This is a genomic window from Rhodococcus sp. SORGH_AS_0303, assembly GCF_030819335.1.
GTDB lineage: Bacteria > Actinomycetota > Actinomycetes > Mycobacteriales > Mycobacteriaceae > Rhodococcoides.
The window spans coordinates 2554943-2570480 of sequence record NZ_JAUTBO010000001.1 but is presented as its reverse complement, the minus strand read 5'-3'; the positions used below and the strand labels follow the sequence as shown (position 1 = coordinate 2570480).

Annotated in this window: 16 protein-coding genes and 1 riboswitch; of the genes, 6 read left to right on the top strand and 10 right to left on the bottom strand. The window is 69.9% G+C overall.

What is annotated here, in order from left to right; translation table 11 throughout:
• Positions 1–27 precede the first annotated feature (27 nt).
• Positions 28–92: riboswitch (cobalamin riboswitch) on the bottom strand.
• Positions 93–132: 40 nt separating this feature from the next.
• Positions 133–1266, top strand: a complete 1134-nt coding sequence (gene cobG, locus QE449_RS12145; RefSeq protein ID WP_307108881.1) for a precorrin-3B synthase — start codon at positions 133–135, stop codon at positions 1264–1266.
• 15 nt (positions 1267–1281) lie between these two features.
• On the opposite strand, the gene QE449_RS12140 is transcribed toward cobG, so the two are convergent.
• Positions 1282–1410: a hypothetical protein gene (locus QE449_RS12140; protein ID WP_307093034.1), complete on the bottom strand. Its 129-nt coding sequence runs from the start codon at positions 1408–1410 to the stop codon at positions 1282–1284.
• Positions 1411–1593: 183 nt separating this feature from the next.
• Here QE449_RS12140 and QE449_RS12135 point away from each other — a divergent pair, with 183 nt between their 5' ends.
• Positions 1594–2220, top strand: coding sequence for a precorrin-8X methylmutase (locus QE449_RS12135; RefSeq protein WP_027505377.1), 627 nt, complete (start codon positions 1594–1596; stop codon positions 2218–2220).
• Complete coding sequence (gene cobJ, locus QE449_RS12130; protein ID WP_056444552.1) at positions 2217–3743, top strand: precorrin-3B C(17)-methyltransferase; 1527 nt, start codon at positions 2217–2219, stop codon at positions 3741–3743. The genes QE449_RS12135 and cobJ overlap by 4 nt, the downstream gene beginning before the upstream one ends.
• Here the strand turns inward: cobJ and QE449_RS12125 are convergent.
• Genes QE449_RS12125 through QE449_RS12110 form a run of 4 tightly spaced genes read right to left on the bottom strand, consistent with a single transcriptional unit; the run spans position 3672 to position 7224 of the window.
• The gene (locus tag QE449_RS12125) at positions 3672–4469 is read right to left on the bottom strand and encodes a cobalt-precorrin-6A reductase (protein ID WP_307108880.1); all 798 of its coding nucleotides are present in this window, start codon (positions 4467–4469) and stop codon (positions 3672–3674) included. The two genes, cobJ and QE449_RS12125, sit on opposite strands and share 72 nt — an antisense overlap.
• A gap of 27 nt (positions 4470–4496) precedes the next feature.
• Positions 4497–5246: a precorrin-4 C(11)-methyltransferase gene (gene cobM / locus QE449_RS12120; RefSeq protein WP_027505376.1), complete on the bottom strand. Its 750-nt coding sequence runs from the start codon at positions 5244–5246 to the stop codon at positions 4497–4499.
• Positions 5243–6445, bottom strand: a complete 1203-nt coding sequence (gene cbiE / locus QE449_RS12115) for a precorrin-6y C5,15-methyltransferase (decarboxylating) subunit CbiE (protein WP_285184822.1) — start codon at positions 6443–6445, stop codon at positions 5243–5245. The genes cobM and cbiE overlap by 4 nt, the downstream gene beginning before the upstream one ends.
• Positions 6442–7224, bottom strand: coding sequence for an SDR family NAD(P)-dependent oxidoreductase (locus QE449_RS12110; protein ID WP_307108879.1), 783 nt, complete (start codon positions 7222–7224; stop codon positions 6442–6444). The genes cbiE and QE449_RS12110 overlap by 4 nt, the downstream gene beginning before the upstream one ends.
• A gap of 32 nt (positions 7225–7256) precedes the next feature.
• Here QE449_RS12110 and QE449_RS12105 point away from each other — a divergent pair, with 32 nt between their 5' ends.
• Positions 7257–7658 carry a PPOX class F420-dependent oxidoreductase gene (locus tag QE449_RS12105; protein WP_056444561.1) on the top strand — a complete coding sequence of 134 codons (402 nt, stop codon included), beginning with the start codon at positions 7257–7259 and terminating at the stop codon, positions 7656–7658.
• On the opposite strand, the gene QE449_RS12100 is transcribed toward QE449_RS12105, so the two are convergent.
• Positions 7621–8211 (bottom strand): TetR/AcrR family transcriptional regulator, encoded by a 591-nt coding sequence (locus QE449_RS12100; RefSeq protein ID WP_027505372.1) that lies wholly within the window; start codon positions 8209–8211, stop codon positions 7621–7623. The two genes, QE449_RS12105 and QE449_RS12100, sit on opposite strands and share 38 nt — an antisense overlap.
• 100 nt (positions 8212–8311) lie before the next feature.
• On the opposite strand from QE449_RS12100, the gene QE449_RS12095 reads away from it, so the two are divergent.
• Entirely contained in the window at positions 8312–9151 is an 840-nt protein-coding gene (locus QE449_RS12095; RefSeq protein ID WP_307108878.1) for an alpha/beta fold hydrolase, read from the top strand.
• Positions 9152–9153: 2 nt separating this feature from the next.
• Here QE449_RS12095 and QE449_RS12090 read toward each other — a convergent pair whose 3' ends face one another.
• Entirely contained in the window at positions 9154–9912 is a 759-nt protein-coding gene (locus tag QE449_RS12090; protein ID WP_051613232.1) for a maleylpyruvate isomerase family mycothiol-dependent enzyme, read from the bottom strand.
• A complete protein-coding gene (locus tag QE449_RS12085; protein WP_307108877.1) occupies positions 9909–11033 on the bottom strand; it encodes a Xaa-Pro peptidase family protein in 1125 nt (374 codons plus the stop codon). The genes QE449_RS12090 and QE449_RS12085 overlap by 4 nt, the downstream gene beginning before the upstream one ends.
• A gap of 42 nt (positions 11034–11075) precedes the next feature.
• On the opposite strand from QE449_RS12085, the gene QE449_RS12080 reads away from it, so the two are divergent.
• On the top strand, positions 11076–12038 hold the full coding sequence (locus QE449_RS12080; protein ID WP_027505368.1) for a 5'-3' exonuclease: 963 nt from the start codon (positions 11076–11078) through the stop codon (positions 12036–12038).
• A 1-nt stretch (position 12039) separates the two neighbouring features.
• Here QE449_RS12080 and QE449_RS12075 read toward each other — a convergent pair whose 3' ends face one another.
• The gene (locus tag QE449_RS12075; protein WP_307108876.1) at positions 12040–12720 is read right to left on the bottom strand and encodes a DUF4333 domain-containing protein; all 681 of its coding nucleotides are present in this window, start codon (positions 12718–12720) and stop codon (positions 12040–12042) included.
• Positions 12721–12769: 49 nt separating this feature from the next.
• Complete coding sequence (locus QE449_RS12070; protein WP_027505366.1) at positions 12770–15499, bottom strand: RNA helicase; 2730 nt, start codon at positions 15497–15499, stop codon at positions 12770–12772.
• Positions 15500–15538: the final 39 nt, after the last annotated feature.

The window sequence follows — 15538 nt, the reverse complement described above, 5'->3', positions numbered from 1 at the left end:
CCCCGTCGGCGTCGGTGTGCACCCCAGGTCTGACTTCTCCGGAGACGCTGGAGTCACAGTGGCGCGACCGCGCCGGAGTCTCACCGGCTTCCGGGGTGCTTCGCGATGATCGTACGTCGTAGCCTGGACTGCATGAGTGATGCCGGGGACAGGACCAGACGGGACGCCTGCCCCGGGGCGCTCCAACTGCACGAGGCGAAGGACGGCTTGCTGGCTCGGGTGCGTCTGCCCGGCGGCGCGCTCAGCGCCGAGCAGATGGGTGTGCTCGCGGCGGCGTCGACAGATTTGTCCGACGGTGAGTTGGTGCTCACCTCCCGGGGGAACGTCCAGCTCCGCGCGGTACGCGATCCCGACGACCTGGCCGACCGGCTCGCGGCCGCGGGACTTCTGCCGTCGGAGACCCACGAGCGGGTCCGCAACATCCTGGCGTCGCCACTCTCGGGTCGTCTCGGCGGAACGGCCGACGTCCGCGACCTGGTGTCCTCGCTGGACACCTCGCTCACGAGTGATCCTGAGCTGGCCGACCTGCCGGGTCGGGTGCTCTTCTCGGTCGACGACGGCCGCGGCGATGTGACGGGTTTCGGCGCCGACATCGGCGTCCACGCCGTCGACGAGGACTCCTTCGCCCTCATCCTCGCGGGCGCCGACAGCGGCGTCCGGGTCCCGCGGGCCGACGCGGTCGCGGTGATGCTCGACGCGGCACGCGGGTTCCGCCGCGAGCGGCAGGGGCACTGGCGCATCGCGGAGATGCCGAACGGCGTGGAGGCTGTGCTCGGTCACGTCGATCACGCTGTCGGCGACCACCCTCGGGTCGCCGTCGAGACGTCGGTGGAGCCGCCGATCGGATGGTTCGTGCAGGACGACGCCACCGTCGCGCTCGGTGCCGCACTCGCCCACGGCGTGCTGCCGGCCCGCACCGCCCTCTTCCTCGCGGCGGTCGAGAAGCCGATCCACGTCACGCCGTGGCGCGGCATCGTGCTCCTCGATCTCGACGAGGGCGTCGCCGAGCAGGTCGTGCGTGTGTTGGCCCCGATGGGCCTGATCTTCGACGCGGAGTCACCGTGGGTGCGGGCCAGCTCGTGCGTCGGATCTCCCGGCTGCGCGAAGTCGCACTCCGACGTGCGCGCCGATCTCGACGCCGCCGTGGAGCACGGCGCGGTGGGCGACGGCCGGGAGCACTGGGTCGGGTGTGAGCGCCGATGTGGCCGACCCCGCGGTGAGGTCACCGACGTGGTCGCGACCGAGAGCGGTTACCAGCGCTCCTGAGCCGCCTGCATCCGATCAGGAGCCCGGTGAGGTCACGATCAGGTAGTACAGCGTGGCACCGATAGCCAGTATCTGTTGGCCAGGGAAGGCGTAGTTGTCGACCAGCCAGTGGCCGGCGAGGTCGAACAGAGTGCTCGGAAACATGGTTCGGCTCCGTTCTCGTCGACGACCCCGCGGTCGTTCGTCTCGGCAACGTTACGGGCGTTGCAGCACGACCGGAACAGACCCATCGTTACGATTCGGTGTCGATCCGTGGTGCCTCTCCCCCGTGCCGCGGCGCCGGACCCTGGCCGACCACGGCGCGTCATCGCTCCCTATCGTGGAGCCATGCACGACTACATTCGCGACGGCGACGAGATCTACCGGCGCTCCTTCGCGACCATCCGAGCGGAAGCCGATCTGTCGGCGTTCTCCGACGATGTGGCCCAGGTCGTCGTGCGCATGATCCACGCGTGCGGAGAAGTGAATCTGGCGCAGTCCATCGCGTCGACGGCCGACGTCGTGGCGAAGGGCCGTGCTGCGCTGCGCGCGGGGGCTCCCATCCTCTGCGACGCCACCATGGTCGCGTCCGGCATCACCCGTCGACGGCTCCCGGCCGACAACGAGGTGATCTGCACCCTCAACGCACCGGACGTCCCGGAGATGGCGCGCGAGCGCGGCACCACCAGAACGGCCGCAGCGGTAGATCTGTGGGTCGACCACCTCGACGGCGCCGTCGTCGCGATAGGCAACGCACCCACCGCACTCTTCCGGCTCATGGAGTTGATCCAGCAGGGCGCTCCGCGCCCGTCCGCGATCCTGGGTGGGCCCGTGGGCTTCATCGGCGCCGCGGAGTCGAAGGACGATCTCGTCGCCTCCGGTCTCGGCCTCGACCACCTGCTCGTCCTCGGCCGCCGCGGTGGCAGCGCCATCGCCGCAGCCGCCGTCAATGCCATTGCGACGGAACGCGAATGAGCGGCAAGCTTTGGGGTGTCGGTATCGGCCCGGGTGATCCGGAGCTGGTGACGGTCAAAGCCGCGCGGGTCATCACCGCCGCCGACGTCGTCGCCTTCCACAGCGCCCGGCACGGCAAGAGCATCTCTCGCCGCACTGCGGAGCCGTACCTGCGCGAGGGTCAGATCGAGGAGCACCTGGTCTACCCGGTGACCACGGAAGGCACCGACCACCCCGGCGGGTACGACGGCGCTCTCGCGGACTTCTACGTCGAAGCGTCCGAACGTCTGGCGGCGCACCTCGAGGCCGGTCGCTCGGTCGCGCTGCTCGCCGCCGGCGACCCGATGTTCTACAGCTCGTATCAGCACATGCACGTTCGTCTCGCGCACCGCTTCGACACCGAGGTGATCCCCGGCGTCACGTCGGTCAGTGCGGCGTCCGCGGCGGTCGGGGAACCGCTCGTCGAGGGTGACGAGGTCCTGACCATCCTGCCGGGGACCCTGCCCCGCGCCGAGCTCACGCGGCGACTCGAGGACACCGACTCCGCCGCGATCCTCAAGCTGGGCCGCACGTATCCCGCTGTGCGCGAAGCCTTGCGCGACAGCGGCATGATCGACCGCGCCCGCTACGTCGAGCGCGCGAGCACCACCGGCGAACGCGTTCTCGCCGCCGACGATGCGACGGACGTTCCGTACTTCTCCATCGCCGTGGTCTCGAGCCCGTCCTACGTGGTCAGCGAACCCGCTGCGTCGGGCGAGGTGGTGGTCGTCGGACTGGGGCCGGGCTCGGCCGAGTGGACCACGCCGGAGGTGCGCGGCGAACTGCTCCGCGCCACCGATCTCGTGGGCTACACCACCTACATCGACCGGGTGCCCGTTCGAGCCGGCCAGCGTCGACACGCGAGTGACAACCGAGTCGAATCGGAACGGGCCGAGATGGCACTCGATCTCGCGTCTCGCGGCGGTCGGGTCGTCGTCGTGTCCTCCGGCGATCCCGGCGTGTTCGCCATGGCCGCAGCGGTTCTCGAGGTGGCGGCGCAGGACCGATGGCGCCACGTTCCCGTGCGCGTCTGCCCCGGGGTCACGGCCGCCAACGCGGTCGCGAGCCGCGTCGGCGCTCCCCTGGGCCACGACTATGCCGTTCTGTCCCTGTCCGATCGCCTCAAGCCGTGGGACGTGGTCGAGCGCCGCATCCGCGCGATCGCGGCGGCCGACATGGCGTTCGCCGTCTACAACCCGGCCTCGCGCTCGCGGACCTGGCAGGTGGAGGCGCTCAAGACGCTCGTGCTCGAGCACCGTGGCCCGGACACTCCCGTCGTCGTGGGCCGCGACGTCTCGGGACCCGAGGAATCGGTGACCGTCGTCCGGCTCGGGGATCTCGACCCGGCCACGATCGACATGCGCTGTCTGCTCATCGTCGGAGCGTCCACCACGACGGTCGATCACACCGCGGACGGCCCGCGGGTGTTCACGTCACGGCGTTACGACACCGTCGATCCCATCGCCCGCGTCGGGAGCGGCGCGGGGAGTGCGTCGCTTCAGTAACCAGGTCACGCACTTGTCGGCTGTCGGCACCACGGGAACGTCGTCCTGAACGGGCGGCCGTTCCACCATGACGACGGGGATGCCGCGCTCGCGGGCGGCCTGAAGCTTGGCCGACGTGAGCTTGCCACCGCTGTTCTTGCTCACCACCACGTCGATGCGGTGCTCGTCCAACAGCTCGCGCTCGCCCTCGAGGTCGAACGGCCCGCGTGACTCCAGAATGCTCGAGTGCGCGGGGACCTCGCCCTCGGGCGGATCGATACACCGCACGATGAAGTGCCGGTCGTCCAGGGACGCGAAGTGGTGCACGCCCTGTCGGCCGATGGTGAGCAGGACGCGGGCGAGAGCGGGTCGGTCGGCGAGTGCCTGCGCTGCCGCCTCCATCGACGGCACCGTGATCCAGTCGTCCTCGGCCAGCGGGCTCCACGGCGCGCGACGCACCAGCACCAGCGGCACGTCGGCCGCCGTGCAAACCTCGACCGCGTGCGCCGTCATCGTCGCGGCGTAGGGATGCGTGGCGTCGACGACGTGCGTCACCTCGTGCTCCGCGATCCACTCGCGCAGACCGTCCACGCCACCGAAGCCGCCGATCCGCACCTCCCCCACCGGGAGCACGGGATCGGCCACTCGGCCGGCGAGCGAGGAGGTCACGGTGGTGCCGTGCAGTCCGTCCAGCTTGACCGCGAGCTGACGTGCTTCGGACGTGCCACCGAGAACCAGAACATGCATTGGGGCGACCTTACCGGCCCCGGACAGTCAGTGATCGAGCCGTCGGCGGGCCGCCGAGTACAGGAAGCTGTCCGGGAAGCCCTCGGCCGACAAGACGCGGCCGACGACCACGACCGCCGTCTTGACGATGCCTGCCGCCACCGTCGCGTCCGCGAGATCGGCCAGTGTGCCCCGCACGATCACCTCGTCCGCGCGGCTGGCGAAGGCCACCACCGCTGCGGGACAGTCGGATCCGTAGTGCGGCACGAGTTGCTCGGTGATGCTGTGGATCTGGCGCGCACCGAGATGAATGACCAGTGTCGCCCCGCTCCGTGCCAACGTGGGCAGATCCTCGCCGTCGGGCATGGCCGTCGACAACGTCGACACCCGTGTCAACACCACGCTCTGCGAGATCCCGGGCACGGTGAGTTCGCGACCCAGCGCGGCCGCAGCCGCGGCGAACGCCGGAACACCCGGCACGATCTCGTAGTCCACGCCCGCCGCGTCGAGTCGTCGCGACTGCTCGGCGACGGCGCTGTACAGCGACGGATCGCCGGAGTGCACGCGGGCGACGTCGAGGCCGTCACGCGAGGCGGTGACGAGTTCGTCGACGATCGCGTCGAGCGTCATGCGAGCGGTGTTCACGACGCGGGCGTCTGCCGGGCACGTGTCGAGCAGTTCGCGTGGCACCAACGACCCGGCGTACAGGCAGACCGGGCTCGACGCGATGATGCGGGCTGCGCGGACGGTCACGAGATCGGCTGCACCGGGTCCCGCGCCGACGAATCTGACGGTCACGCTGTCTCCTTCTCGTTCTTCACGACGCTCCACTGCGTCACCGGCATCTGCGGACGCCACCCGGTGAATCCGCCGAGCGGTTCGCCGCGGTGCACCTGCAGTCGTCGCAGCAGACCGCCGTGCTGCGAATACCACTGCAGAAGTAGCGATTCCGACTCCGCGGTGACGGCATTGGCCACCAGCCGCCCACCCTCGGGCAGGGCGTCCCAGCAGGCGTCCATCACTCCGGGTTGCGTCGCGCCGCCCCCGACGAACACGGCGTCGGGTTCGGGCGCACCGGACAAGGAATCGGGTGCCGCGCCGCGGACGACGAGCGACGGAACGCCCAGGGCGACAGCATTGGTCCGGATGGTGGCGGATCTGGACTCGACGCGCTCGAACGCGATCGCGGAACATGCCGGATGCGTGCGCATCCATTCGATCGCGATGCTTCCCGACCCGCCGCCGACGTCCCACAGACGTTCACCCGGTGAGGGCGCGAGGGCGCTGAGAGTCAGCGCCCTGACCTCGCGTTTGGTCAGCTGACCGTCGCCCACGTAGAGCGCGTCGTCGAGTCCGGGTGCGCGTGAGACGGTGTGGCCCCGCACCTCGAGCGCGACGACGTTCAGTGAGTCGACGTCGCGCGCGTGCAGCCAGTCGGTGACGGGCAGCGCACGCACCCGCTCGCGCGGTCCCCCGAGTTGCTCGAGCACGGACATGGCACTGGAGCCGAGGTCACGGCTCAGCAACAGAGTCGCGAGTTCGGCTGCGGTGCTCTCGTTCTCGGCTAGCACGAGGACGCGGCGTCGGTGTGTCAGGGCGGGCAGTACGGTCTCGATCGGCCTGTTCACCAGGGACACCACCTCGACGTCGTGGAGCGCCCAGCCGAGACGGGCGCACGCGAGCGACGCCGACGACGGGTGCGGAAGGACGCGCACCGCATCAGCACCGAGGAGCCGCGTCAACGTCACGCCGATCCCGTGAAACATCGGGTCACCGCTCGCGAGCACGCATCGCCGCGTACCGGCATGCTCGTCCAGGAGACCGGTCAGGGCGGGCAGCATCGGGGTGGGCCACGCGATTCGCCGAGCCGCGGTGCCCGGCACCGCGTCGAGTTGGCGCTCGGAGCCGAACAGGACGTCCGCGGATTCGACGGCGTCACGGGAGGTCGGCGACAGCCCGGCCCACCCGTCGGCGCCCACGCCCACGACGTCGATCATCGCGGCATCCGGCGCCAGATCGGACGTGGGAGGACGCGCATCAGGGCGACGAGTAGGCGCAGACGGCCGGGCACCCACACGACGTCGGTCCGCGAGCTCAACGCGCGGACCACCGCGTCGGCCACCTGGCCGGGTGTGCTCGACATCGGTGCGGGAGACATCCCCTCGGTCATCCGGCCGATGACGAAACCCGGTCGGATCAGCAGCAACCGCACGCCGGTCCCGTGCAGCGCGTCGGCGAGACCGGACGCGAATCCGTCCAGTCCGGCCTTCGCCGACCCGTAGACGTAGTTCGCCCTGCGGACCCGAGCGCCGGCGACGGAGGAGAAGACGACGAGCCGGCCGGATCCCTGCTCGCGCAACGCCGTCGAGAGATGTGTCAGCATGCTGACCTGCGCCACGTAGTCCGTGTGGACGACGGCCACCGCGTGCGCCGCATCCGTCTCGGCGCGCGTCTGATCGCCGAGGATGCCGAAGGCCAGGACCGCCGTGTCGATCGGCCCGTGAGCCAGAACCGACGTCACGAGACCGTCGTGCGACGCCAGGTCGTCGGCGTCGAACTCGAGCGTCGTCACCCGACTCGCGCCGGCCGCGCGCACTCGATCCGACTCGGCGACCAGATCGTCGGACCGCCGGGCGGCGAGGACGACGTGGCGGCCGCGCGCGAGGCGCTCCGCGATCTCGAGACCGATGTCGCTGCGACCACCGAGGAGCAGCAGGATGCCGGTGCTCGACTGGTCGGGTGTGGTCAGGTCACGGCCGGCCGGTGGGTGGGTCACGGCGTCCAGTGTCCTCGATTATCGTGGCGGTCATGCCCGCCACCCCCTCCTCGCTGAACGCCGACGCCGGAACCTTCCTCACCGAGCGTCATCTGGCAACGCTGGCCACGAAGCGTCAGGACGGCACACCGCACGTGGTGGCGGTGGGATTCACGTGGGATCCGGAGGCAGGTCTGGCGCGAGTGATCACGCGGGACGGATCGCAGAAGGTGCGCAACGCCGAGCGCGGCGGCTACGGCGCCGTGACTCAGGTCGACGGGGCGCGATGGCTGACCCTCGAGGGGCCGGCACGCATCCTGCGCGAACCCGACGCCGTGCGTGATGCGGAGAACCGATACGCCCAGCGCTACCGGACGCCGCGGGAGAACCCGGAGCGCGTGGTCATCGAGATCACCGTCACCCGGGTGATGGGCTCCCAGTCGTTGCGGGACTGAGCAATCGGGCGGCGGCCTCCCTGGCCGCCCGCGCGGTCTCGCTCGACCGCGTGATGGCCGCGGTGGTCTGAGCACCCTCGGCCAACAGCGCGATCTGCAGTCCCACGGTGGGCGACGCCCCGGCCGCGACGGCCAGCGTCGTGACATGGTCGATGAACGTCAGCTTGTGGGCGCGCGCGGCATCGGACACCGCGGGCATCGTGGCGCCGAGTTCCCCGAACGAGTTGATGAACGCGCACCCGCGGAAGTCGTCCTCGAGGAACCAGTCGTGCAGGAAGTCGAAGATAGACAACAGCTTGTCCCGCGGTGACTCGTGTGCGCTCTCGGCCTCGTCGATGCGGCTGTTCCACATCGTCGTCCGGCCGTCGAGCACCGCGGTGACGATCGCGGACTTGGACGGGAACTCCGCGTAGAGCCGTTTGAGCGGAACGCCCGCCTCGGTGCGCAGTTCGTCCATACCGACGGCCTGCACCCCCTTGGCATAGAACAGCGTGTCTGCCGCCGAGAGGATCCTGGCGCGATGATCGGTCTCCACGAACCCTCCTGTCGTCATGAGCACTTGCGGCGAGAACCAACGTTCTCTACTGTAGCCGACACGAGCGAGAACGCTCGTTCTCCACGAGAGACATTCCCGTCGAAAGGTCGCGCACGCCATGGGACACATCACTGTCGGACACGAGAACAGCACCCCGGTCGACGTCTACTACGAGGATCACGGCAGTGGACAGCCCGTCGTCCTCATTCACGGATATCCGCTCGACGGACACTCGTGGGAGCGCCAGACCGCGGCTCTGCTCGACGCCGGCCACCGCGTCGTGACGTACGACCGTCGAGGCTTCGGACAGTCGAGCAAGCCCACGTCCGGGTACGACTACGACACCTTCGCCTCGGACCTGAACGAGGTGCTCGAAGCGCTGGATCTGCGCGACGTGATTCTCGTCGGATTCTCCATGGGTACCGGTGAACTGGCGCGGTATGCCTCGCGATACGGGACCGACCGTGTGGCGAAATTCGCCTTCCTCGCGTCGCTCGAGCCGTTCCTCCTGCAGACCGACAACAACCCGACGGGTGTGCCGCAGTCGGTGTTCGACGGCATCGAAGCCGCCGCACGCGGAGACCGCTTCGCCTGGTTCGACGCGTTCTACAAGGACTTCTACAACCTGGACGACACGCTCGGCACGCGCATCAGCGAGGCCGCCGTCCGCAACAGCTGGAACGTCGCGGCGGCGAGTGCGCCGATCGCCGCGTACGCGGTGGTTCCGACGTGGCTCACCGACTTCCGCGACGACGTCCGCACCGTTCGCGAGTCGGGCAAGCCCACGCTGATCCTGCACGGCACCGCGGACAACATCCTGCCGATCGATTCGACGGGTCGCCCGTTCCACGACGCCTTCCCCGAGGCCACCTACGTCGAGGTGGAGGGCGCGCCCCACGGTCTCCTGTGGACCCACTACCAGGAGGTCAACACGGCGCTGCTCGACTTCCTCGAGTGACGTCAGAAGCGGGACGCGTCGAGCAGTGACTCCGCGACCGAAGTGTCACCGAAGACGGTGAGCACGTCGAGTGGTCGACGACGGCAGAGCACCAGCAGCAGGTGCTCTGCCGTACCCCGCAGCGCCACATCGGCTTTCCCGTGCCCGCGCGCACTGGCGAGGACGTCGGCCCCGAGCGTGAACGTCCACTCCAGGTCGTCCACGTCCGTTCCGTGCACGTGCACGGTGCGCCCGATCGACTCGGGCGTCAGGCGGTCGAGGAGCAGTCGGTGCGGATACTGCACCTCGGTCAGCTCGGCCACGGCGTCCGCGGCGGCGTCGGGATCGAGCGCCTCGGGCGCCACTCCCCCGGCGGCGCGGACGGCGTCGGCGGCGTCGATGCGGTGCACGGCGACCTCGTGTGCCTGCCGTCGGAGCCACCACGCGGCCGTGCGCGCGCCGACGAACGTCTCCACAACCGCCTCGGGATCCGTCGACTCGAACGTGGCGACCATCGCCTCCAGCGACGATCGGTACGCGGGGAGACTGTCCGGGCCCTTGGGTAACGATTCGACCTGCTGCTTCGCCACCGCGCCCGTGTCCGCACCCGGGCCCGCCAGGATCACCGCGTTCGCCCACCGGTGGACCTTGCCCGTGTGTCGGACCACGTGCTCGAGCGTCCATCCCGGCACGGTGGGTACCGGCGCCGTCAGCGCCTCGACAGGCATCGACGCGAGGCGGTCGCCCTCGCGTCGCAGTGTGGCGAGGAGGTCGAGGCTCATCGCACCGGAAGCACGGTCAGGCCGTGCGGCCGCGTGTTGACCGACTCGCAGCCCTCCGGAGTCACGATGACGATGTCCTCGATGCGGGCGCCCCACTCGCCGGTGAAGTACACCCCCGGCTCGATGCTGAACGCCATCCCCACCTCGAGCGGAATGTCGTTGCCCGCCACGATGTACGGCTCCTCGTGCACCGAGAGGCCGATGCCGTGCCCGGTGCGGTGCACGAAGACGTCGCCGTAGCCGGCGTCGACCAGGATGTCGCGTGCGGCGGCGTCGATCGACTCCGCGGTGACTCCGGGACGGACTGCATCGACAGCTGCCTGCTGCGCGCGCTCGAGGACCGCCACGGTCGCAGCGACCGAGTCCGACGGCTCACCGATGCTGTAGGTCCGGGTGGAGTCCGAGTTGTAGCCCGGCTCGACGGGGCCACCGATGTCGATGACGACGACGTCGCCCTCCTCGATGACGCGCTCGGACACCTCGTGGTGCGGGTCGGCGCCGTGCGCGCCCGAGCCGACGATGACGAACGCCGCCTCCGTGTGCCCCTCCTCGAGAATCGCGGCCGAGATGTCGGCAGCGACCTGAGCCTCGGTGCGCCCGGCCGCGAGGAACTCGCCCATGCGCGCGTGGACGCGGTCGATGGCGGCGCCCGCCGTGCGCAACGCGCCGATCTCCGCGTCGTCCTTGGTCATCCGGAGCTCGCGCAGGACCGCCGTCGCCAGGACGGGCATCGCGCCGAGCGCCTCGGTCAGCGGAACGAGATGCAGGGCGGGCATGGCGTCGGTGACAGCGGTCCGGGCCGGGCCGGGAAGCAGCGCCGCGACTGCCTGATGCGGATTCACGCCGTCGACCCAGTCCCGCAGCTCGATTCCCAGGTCGGCCGCGGCCGAGTCCTTCAACGCCGCCAATTCGATGCGAGGCACCACCACCGACGCGGCCGTGCCGTCCGCCGGGACGACGAGGCAGGTCAGACGCTCGAACGACTCGGCGCGCGAGCCGAGCAGATAGCGCAGGTCGGGTCCGGGCGTGATCAACAGCGCGTCGAGACCGGCCTCGGCGGCGAGAGCCGCCGCTCGGTCGAGGCGGGTGCGATACACGGAGGAGGGAAACCGAGACGTCATGACGCCAGGCTATCGACTCCGGTGCCGCCTACATGCGGCAGGATGTGGCGCATGACGGCCGAGAGCAGAGACACGGTACTTCTCCTCGATGCGGCGAGCCTGTGGTTCCGGGCCTTCCACGCGTTGCCCGAATCGATCACGGCGCCCGACGGTCGGCCGGTGAACGCGGTGCGTGGTTTCACCGACATGGTCGCGTCCCTCATCACGCGGACGGGTGCGTCCCGACTGGCCGTCTGCCTCGACCTCGACTGGCGTCCCACCTTCCGGGTCGATCTGGTGCCGTCCTACAAGGCGCATCGGGTGCTCACCGAGTCCGCTGCGGGCCCGGACGCGGAGGAGGCACCCGACGCACTGGGTCCGCAGGTGAACCTGATCCTGGAGATCCTCGAGGCCGCGGGCATCGCGACGGCCGGAGCGGAGGGTCTCGAGGCGGACGACGTGTTGGGAACCCTCGCCGCCACCGAGCGCGACGGCACCGTGGTGGTGGTCAGCGGAGACCGCGACCTGTTGCAGGTCGTCTCCGACGATCCGGTTCCGGTGCGTGTGCTCTACGCGGGACGCGGACTGGCGAAAGCCGAGCTGTTCGGCCCGGCAGAAGTGGCCGAGAAGTACGGGGTGCCCGCGGACCGACCCGGGCCGGGCTACGCCGAACTCGCACTGCTGCGCGGTGATTCGTCCGACGGACTGCCCGGGGTGAAGGGCGTCGGGGAGAAGACCGCGGCGTCCCTCATGCAGAAGTTCGGCTCCCTCGAGGCGTTGCTCGCCGCCGCCGACTCGGGCGACCCCGAGATGTCGGCCGGGGTGCGCGCGAAAATCCAGAGCTCCCGCGACTACATCGACGCCGCACTCCCGGTGGTACGGGTGGTGACCGATGCGGACATCATCTGGTCGCGCCCCGACGTGCTGCCGCACGAGCCCGTCGATCCGGAACGCCTCGCGGCGCTCGCCGAGGAACTCGGCGTGCAGAACTCCGTCGGCCGCCTTCTCACCGCGATGGCGCGGTGAGCTACTGGGGCCGGCCGACCTCGTAGGTGCCCTGGTCGTCCTTGACGGTCACCGTCACCGAGCGCGCCTCACCGTCCACCGTCAGGTCGCAGGAGAAGGTCGTGTTCGCCTCCACCTTCTGGCCCGACGGGCAGGACACCGCGGAGACGTCGATCGCGCCGTAGGACTCCGTCACGATCTTGGCCACCCCGCTCTGCACCGCGGAGTTGTCCAGGGTGTCGCCGCCCAGCGACGTGGCCGCGTAGATCCCACCCGCCACGACGATCGCGGCGATGACGACGCCGCCCACGATGAACGGCACCTTCGACTGCTTCTGCGCCGGCGCGGCGTTCCACTGCTGGTTGCCCTGCGGGTAACCCGGCTGTCCGTAGGGCTGCTGGCCGTACTGGGGCTGCTGGCCGTAGGGCTGTTGGCCGTACTGGGGCTGCTGGCCGTAAGGCTGTTGGCCGTACTGGGGCTGCTGGCCGTAAGGCTGCTGCCCGTACTGGGGTTGCTGACCGTAGGCCTGCTGGTCGTAGCCCGGCTGCTGACCATAGGGCTGTTGACCGTAGGGCTGTTGACCGTAGGGCTGCTGACCGTAGGGCTGCTGATCGTAGCCCGGCTGCTGTCCGCTCGGGTACTGGCTGGTGGGCGTGTCCTCACCGGCCGAGGAACGGTCGTCGGGGTTGTACGGGCCGCTCATCATCGCCTCCGGTGGGTGCCTGTGGTGACTGCTGTGACTGTGGAGACCATCATGCGGCATCGACGGCGACGACTCCGCGCCGTATCGCCGAGATCGCCTTCGTGGCGGTCGCGGTGACCTCGTCGTCGGGGGACGCCGAGCGGATCTGGTCGAGCAGATCGATGACCTGGCGGCACCACCGTACGAAGTCCCCGCCGGACAGGGCGCGGCCGTGCTGACCCGCGGCGAACAGCACGTCCTCGAGCGACTCCTTGCGAGCCCACTTGTAGACGGCCACCGCGAACCCGGTGTCGGGTTCCCGCGTCGGAGGCAGCTTCAGTCGGATCTCGTCCGCGCGGAGCTCGTGCCACGCGGCGACGGTGCGGGTCAACGCGTGTCGGATGTTCCCGGTCGGACCCTGCTCCGCGCTCTCACCCTCCTGGCGCGACTCGTACACGACGGTCGAGACCACGGCGGCGAGCTCGGCCGGCCCGAGGCCTCGCCAGATTCCCTCGGCGAGGCACTCCGCGACCAGCAGGTCCGACTCCGAGTACAGACGTCCGAGCTTGGCTCCACGGTCGGTGACCGCGACCTCGCCGTCAGGACCGGCGGCCAGATAGCCGCGCTCGGTGAGCAGCGCCAGGATGCGATCGAAGGTACGGGCCAACGAGTTGGTGGTCGCGGCGACCTTCTGCTTCATCGCATCGGTGTCACGTTCGAGCCGGCTGTACTTCTCGGCCAGCCGGGCGAGATGCTCACGATCCGGCCAGGTGTGGCACGGATGCGAGCGGACGGCGCGGCGCAGCACTCCGAGCTCGCGATCGTCGCCGGCCGACGACTGCCGGCGCCGACCGCGTCCCGGCGCGCTGATTCCCGTTCCACGGAGCGCGGACGCCAGGTCCCGACGGGTCTGCGCCGTGCGGTGATCGACGTGGCGGGGAAGGCGCATGTGGCCGAGAGCCGACACCTGTGTGGGGAAGTCCGCCGACGACACGCGCCCCGCCCACTTGTCCTCGGTGAGCACCAGCGGCCGCGGGTCCACCGAGTTCGCGTCGGTCTCCAGGACGACAGCCAGTCCCGAGCGTCGACCGGACGGGATGGAGATGACGTCGCCGCGCCGCAGCGACACCAGCGACGTGACGGCATCGTTGCGACGATCCGTGCGGCCCTGACGCTCGAGCTCGCGTTCGCGCTCCTTGAGGCGCGCGCGCAGGGCGGTGTACTCGACGTAGGGCGAGTCCTCGCCGCCCAACTTGCCGAGCAACTCGCGCCGAGCCACGGCGTTCTTCTCGATACCGCGCACCAACCCGACGACGGACGCATCGGCCTGGTACTGCGCGAACGACCGTTCGAGCAGCATCCGGGACGCGTCGACACCCATCCGGTCGACCAGGTTCACCGCCATGTTGTACGACGGGCGGAACGAACTCCGCAGGGGGAACGTACGGGTGGAGGCCAACCCGGCCACCTCCGTCGGCTCGACACCCGACTGCCACAGCACCACCGCATGACCCTCGACGTCGATACCGCGACGACCGGCGCGGCCGGTGAGTTGCGTGTACTCCCCCGCCGACAGGTTGGCGTGCGCCTCACCGTTGAACTTCACGAGGCGCTCGAGCACCACCGTCCGCGCCGGCATGTTGATGCCGAGGGCGAGGGTCTCCGTCGCGAAGACCGCGCGGACCAGACCGCGGACGAACAGCTCCTCGACCGTGTGCCGGAACACCGGCAGCATCCCTGCGTGATGCGCGGCGATGCCCCGCTCGAGGGCGTCGCGCCACTCCCAGTAGCCGAGCACCTCGAGGTCGCTGCGCGGGATCTCGGCGGTGTGGCGCTCGACGACCTCGGTGATCTCGCGCGCCTGCTCCTCGGAGGTCAGCCGCAGTCCCGATCGAAGACACTGATCGACGGCGCCGTCGCACCCGGCGCGGCTGAAGATGAACGTGATGGCGGGAAGCAACCCCTCCTCGTCGAGGAGCTTGATGACGTCGGGCCGCGGGATCGGACGAGATTCCGGCCGGCCGGGGCGGCCACCGGACCGACCCGACCGCGGGCCACGGCCGCGTGGGGCCTCCCAGGCGCCCATGCGCTCGGCCTGCACTCGTTCCTTGACGTACCGGACGAGGTTCTTGTCCACGACCACGCCGCCCGGAGCACCGTTGTTCGCCTCGGCGTCGAAGAGGTCGAACAGGCGGCGACCGACGAGGATGTGCTGCCACAGCGGAACCGGGCGGGTCTCGTCGACGACGACGGTGGTGTTGCCACGCACCGTCTCCATCCAGGCGCCGAACTCCTCGGCGTTGCTCACCGTCGCCGACAGGCTGACGAGCCGGACGTCCTCGGACAGGTGCAGGATGACCTCCTCCCACACGGCGCCGCGGAACCGGTCGGCGAGGTAGTGCACCTCGTCCATCACCACGTGCGAGAGTCCGCGCAGCGCAGGCGATTCCGCGTACAGCATGTTGCGGAGCACCTCGGTGGTCATGATGACGATCGGTGCGTCCGAATTGATGCTCTGGTCACCGGTCAGCAGGCCGACGTAGCCCTTGCCGTAGCGCGCGACGAGCTCGGCGTACTTCTGGTTGCTCAGTGCCTTGATGGGGGTGGTGTAGAAACACTTCGCGCCGCTGGTGAGTGCGAGGTGGACGGCGAACTCGCCGACGACGGTCTTGCCGGCTCCGGTCGGCGCGCACACCAGCACGCCGTGCCCGTCCTCGAGGGCCGAGCAGGCGCGGATCTGGAAGGGATCGAGCGGGAACGGAAGCGACGCCGCGAACTCCGTCAGCTTCGGCCCGTCCACGAGTCGAGTCCGGATGTCGCCGGTGTTCTGCTGCCCGCT

What these genes read in the sequence shown, in the direction of transcription:
- cobG (WP_307108881.1), top strand. Translation starts at nt 133, where the DNA reads ATGAGTGATGCCGGGGACAGGACCAGACGGGACGCCTGCCCCGGGGCG.
- QE449_RS12140 (WP_307093034.1), bottom strand. Translation starts at nt 1,410, where the DNA reads ATGTTTCCGAGCACTCTGTTCGACCTCGCCGGCCACTGGCTGGTCGAC.
- QE449_RS12135 (WP_027505377.1), top strand. Translation starts at nt 1,594, where the DNA reads ATGCACGACTACATTCGCGACGGCGACGAGATCTACCGGCGCTCCTTC.
- cobJ (WP_056444552.1), top strand. Translation starts at nt 2,217, where the DNA reads ATGAGCGGCAAGCTTTGGGGTGTCGGTATCGGCCCGGGTGATCCGGAG.
- QE449_RS12125 (WP_307108880.1), bottom strand. Translation starts at nt 4,469, where the DNA reads ATGCATGTTCTGGTTCTCGGTGGCACGTCCGAAGCACGTCAGCTCGCG.
- cbiE (WP_285184822.1), bottom strand. Translation starts at nt 6,445, where the DNA reads ATGATCGACGTCGTGGGCGTGGGCGCCGACGGGTGGGCCGGGCTGTCG.
- QE449_RS12105 (WP_056444561.1), top strand. Translation starts at nt 7,257, where the DNA reads ATGCCCGCCACCCCCTCCTCGCTGAACGCCGACGCCGGAACCTTCCTC.
- QE449_RS12100 (WP_027505372.1), bottom strand. Translation starts at nt 8,211, where the DNA reads ATGACGACAGGAGGGTTCGTGGAGACCGATCATCGCGCCAGGATCCTC.
- QE449_RS12095 (WP_307108878.1), top strand. Translation starts at nt 8,312, where the DNA reads ATGGGACACATCACTGTCGGACACGAGAACAGCACCCCGGTCGACGTC.
- QE449_RS12090 (WP_051613232.1), bottom strand. Translation starts at nt 9,912, where the DNA reads ATGAGCCTCGACCTCCTCGCCACACTGCGACGCGAGGGCGACCGCCTC.
- QE449_RS12085 (WP_307108877.1), bottom strand. Translation starts at nt 11,033, where the DNA reads ATGACGTCTCGGTTTCCCTCCTCCGTGTATCGCACCCGCCTCGACCGA.
- QE449_RS12080 (WP_027505368.1), top strand. Translation starts at nt 11,076, where the DNA reads ATGTGGCGCATGACGGCCGAGAGCAGAGACACGGTACTTCTCCTCGAT.
- QE449_RS12075 (WP_307108876.1), bottom strand. Translation starts at nt 12,720, where the DNA reads ATGAGCGGCCCGTACAACCCCGACGACCGTTCCTCGGCCGGTGAGGAC.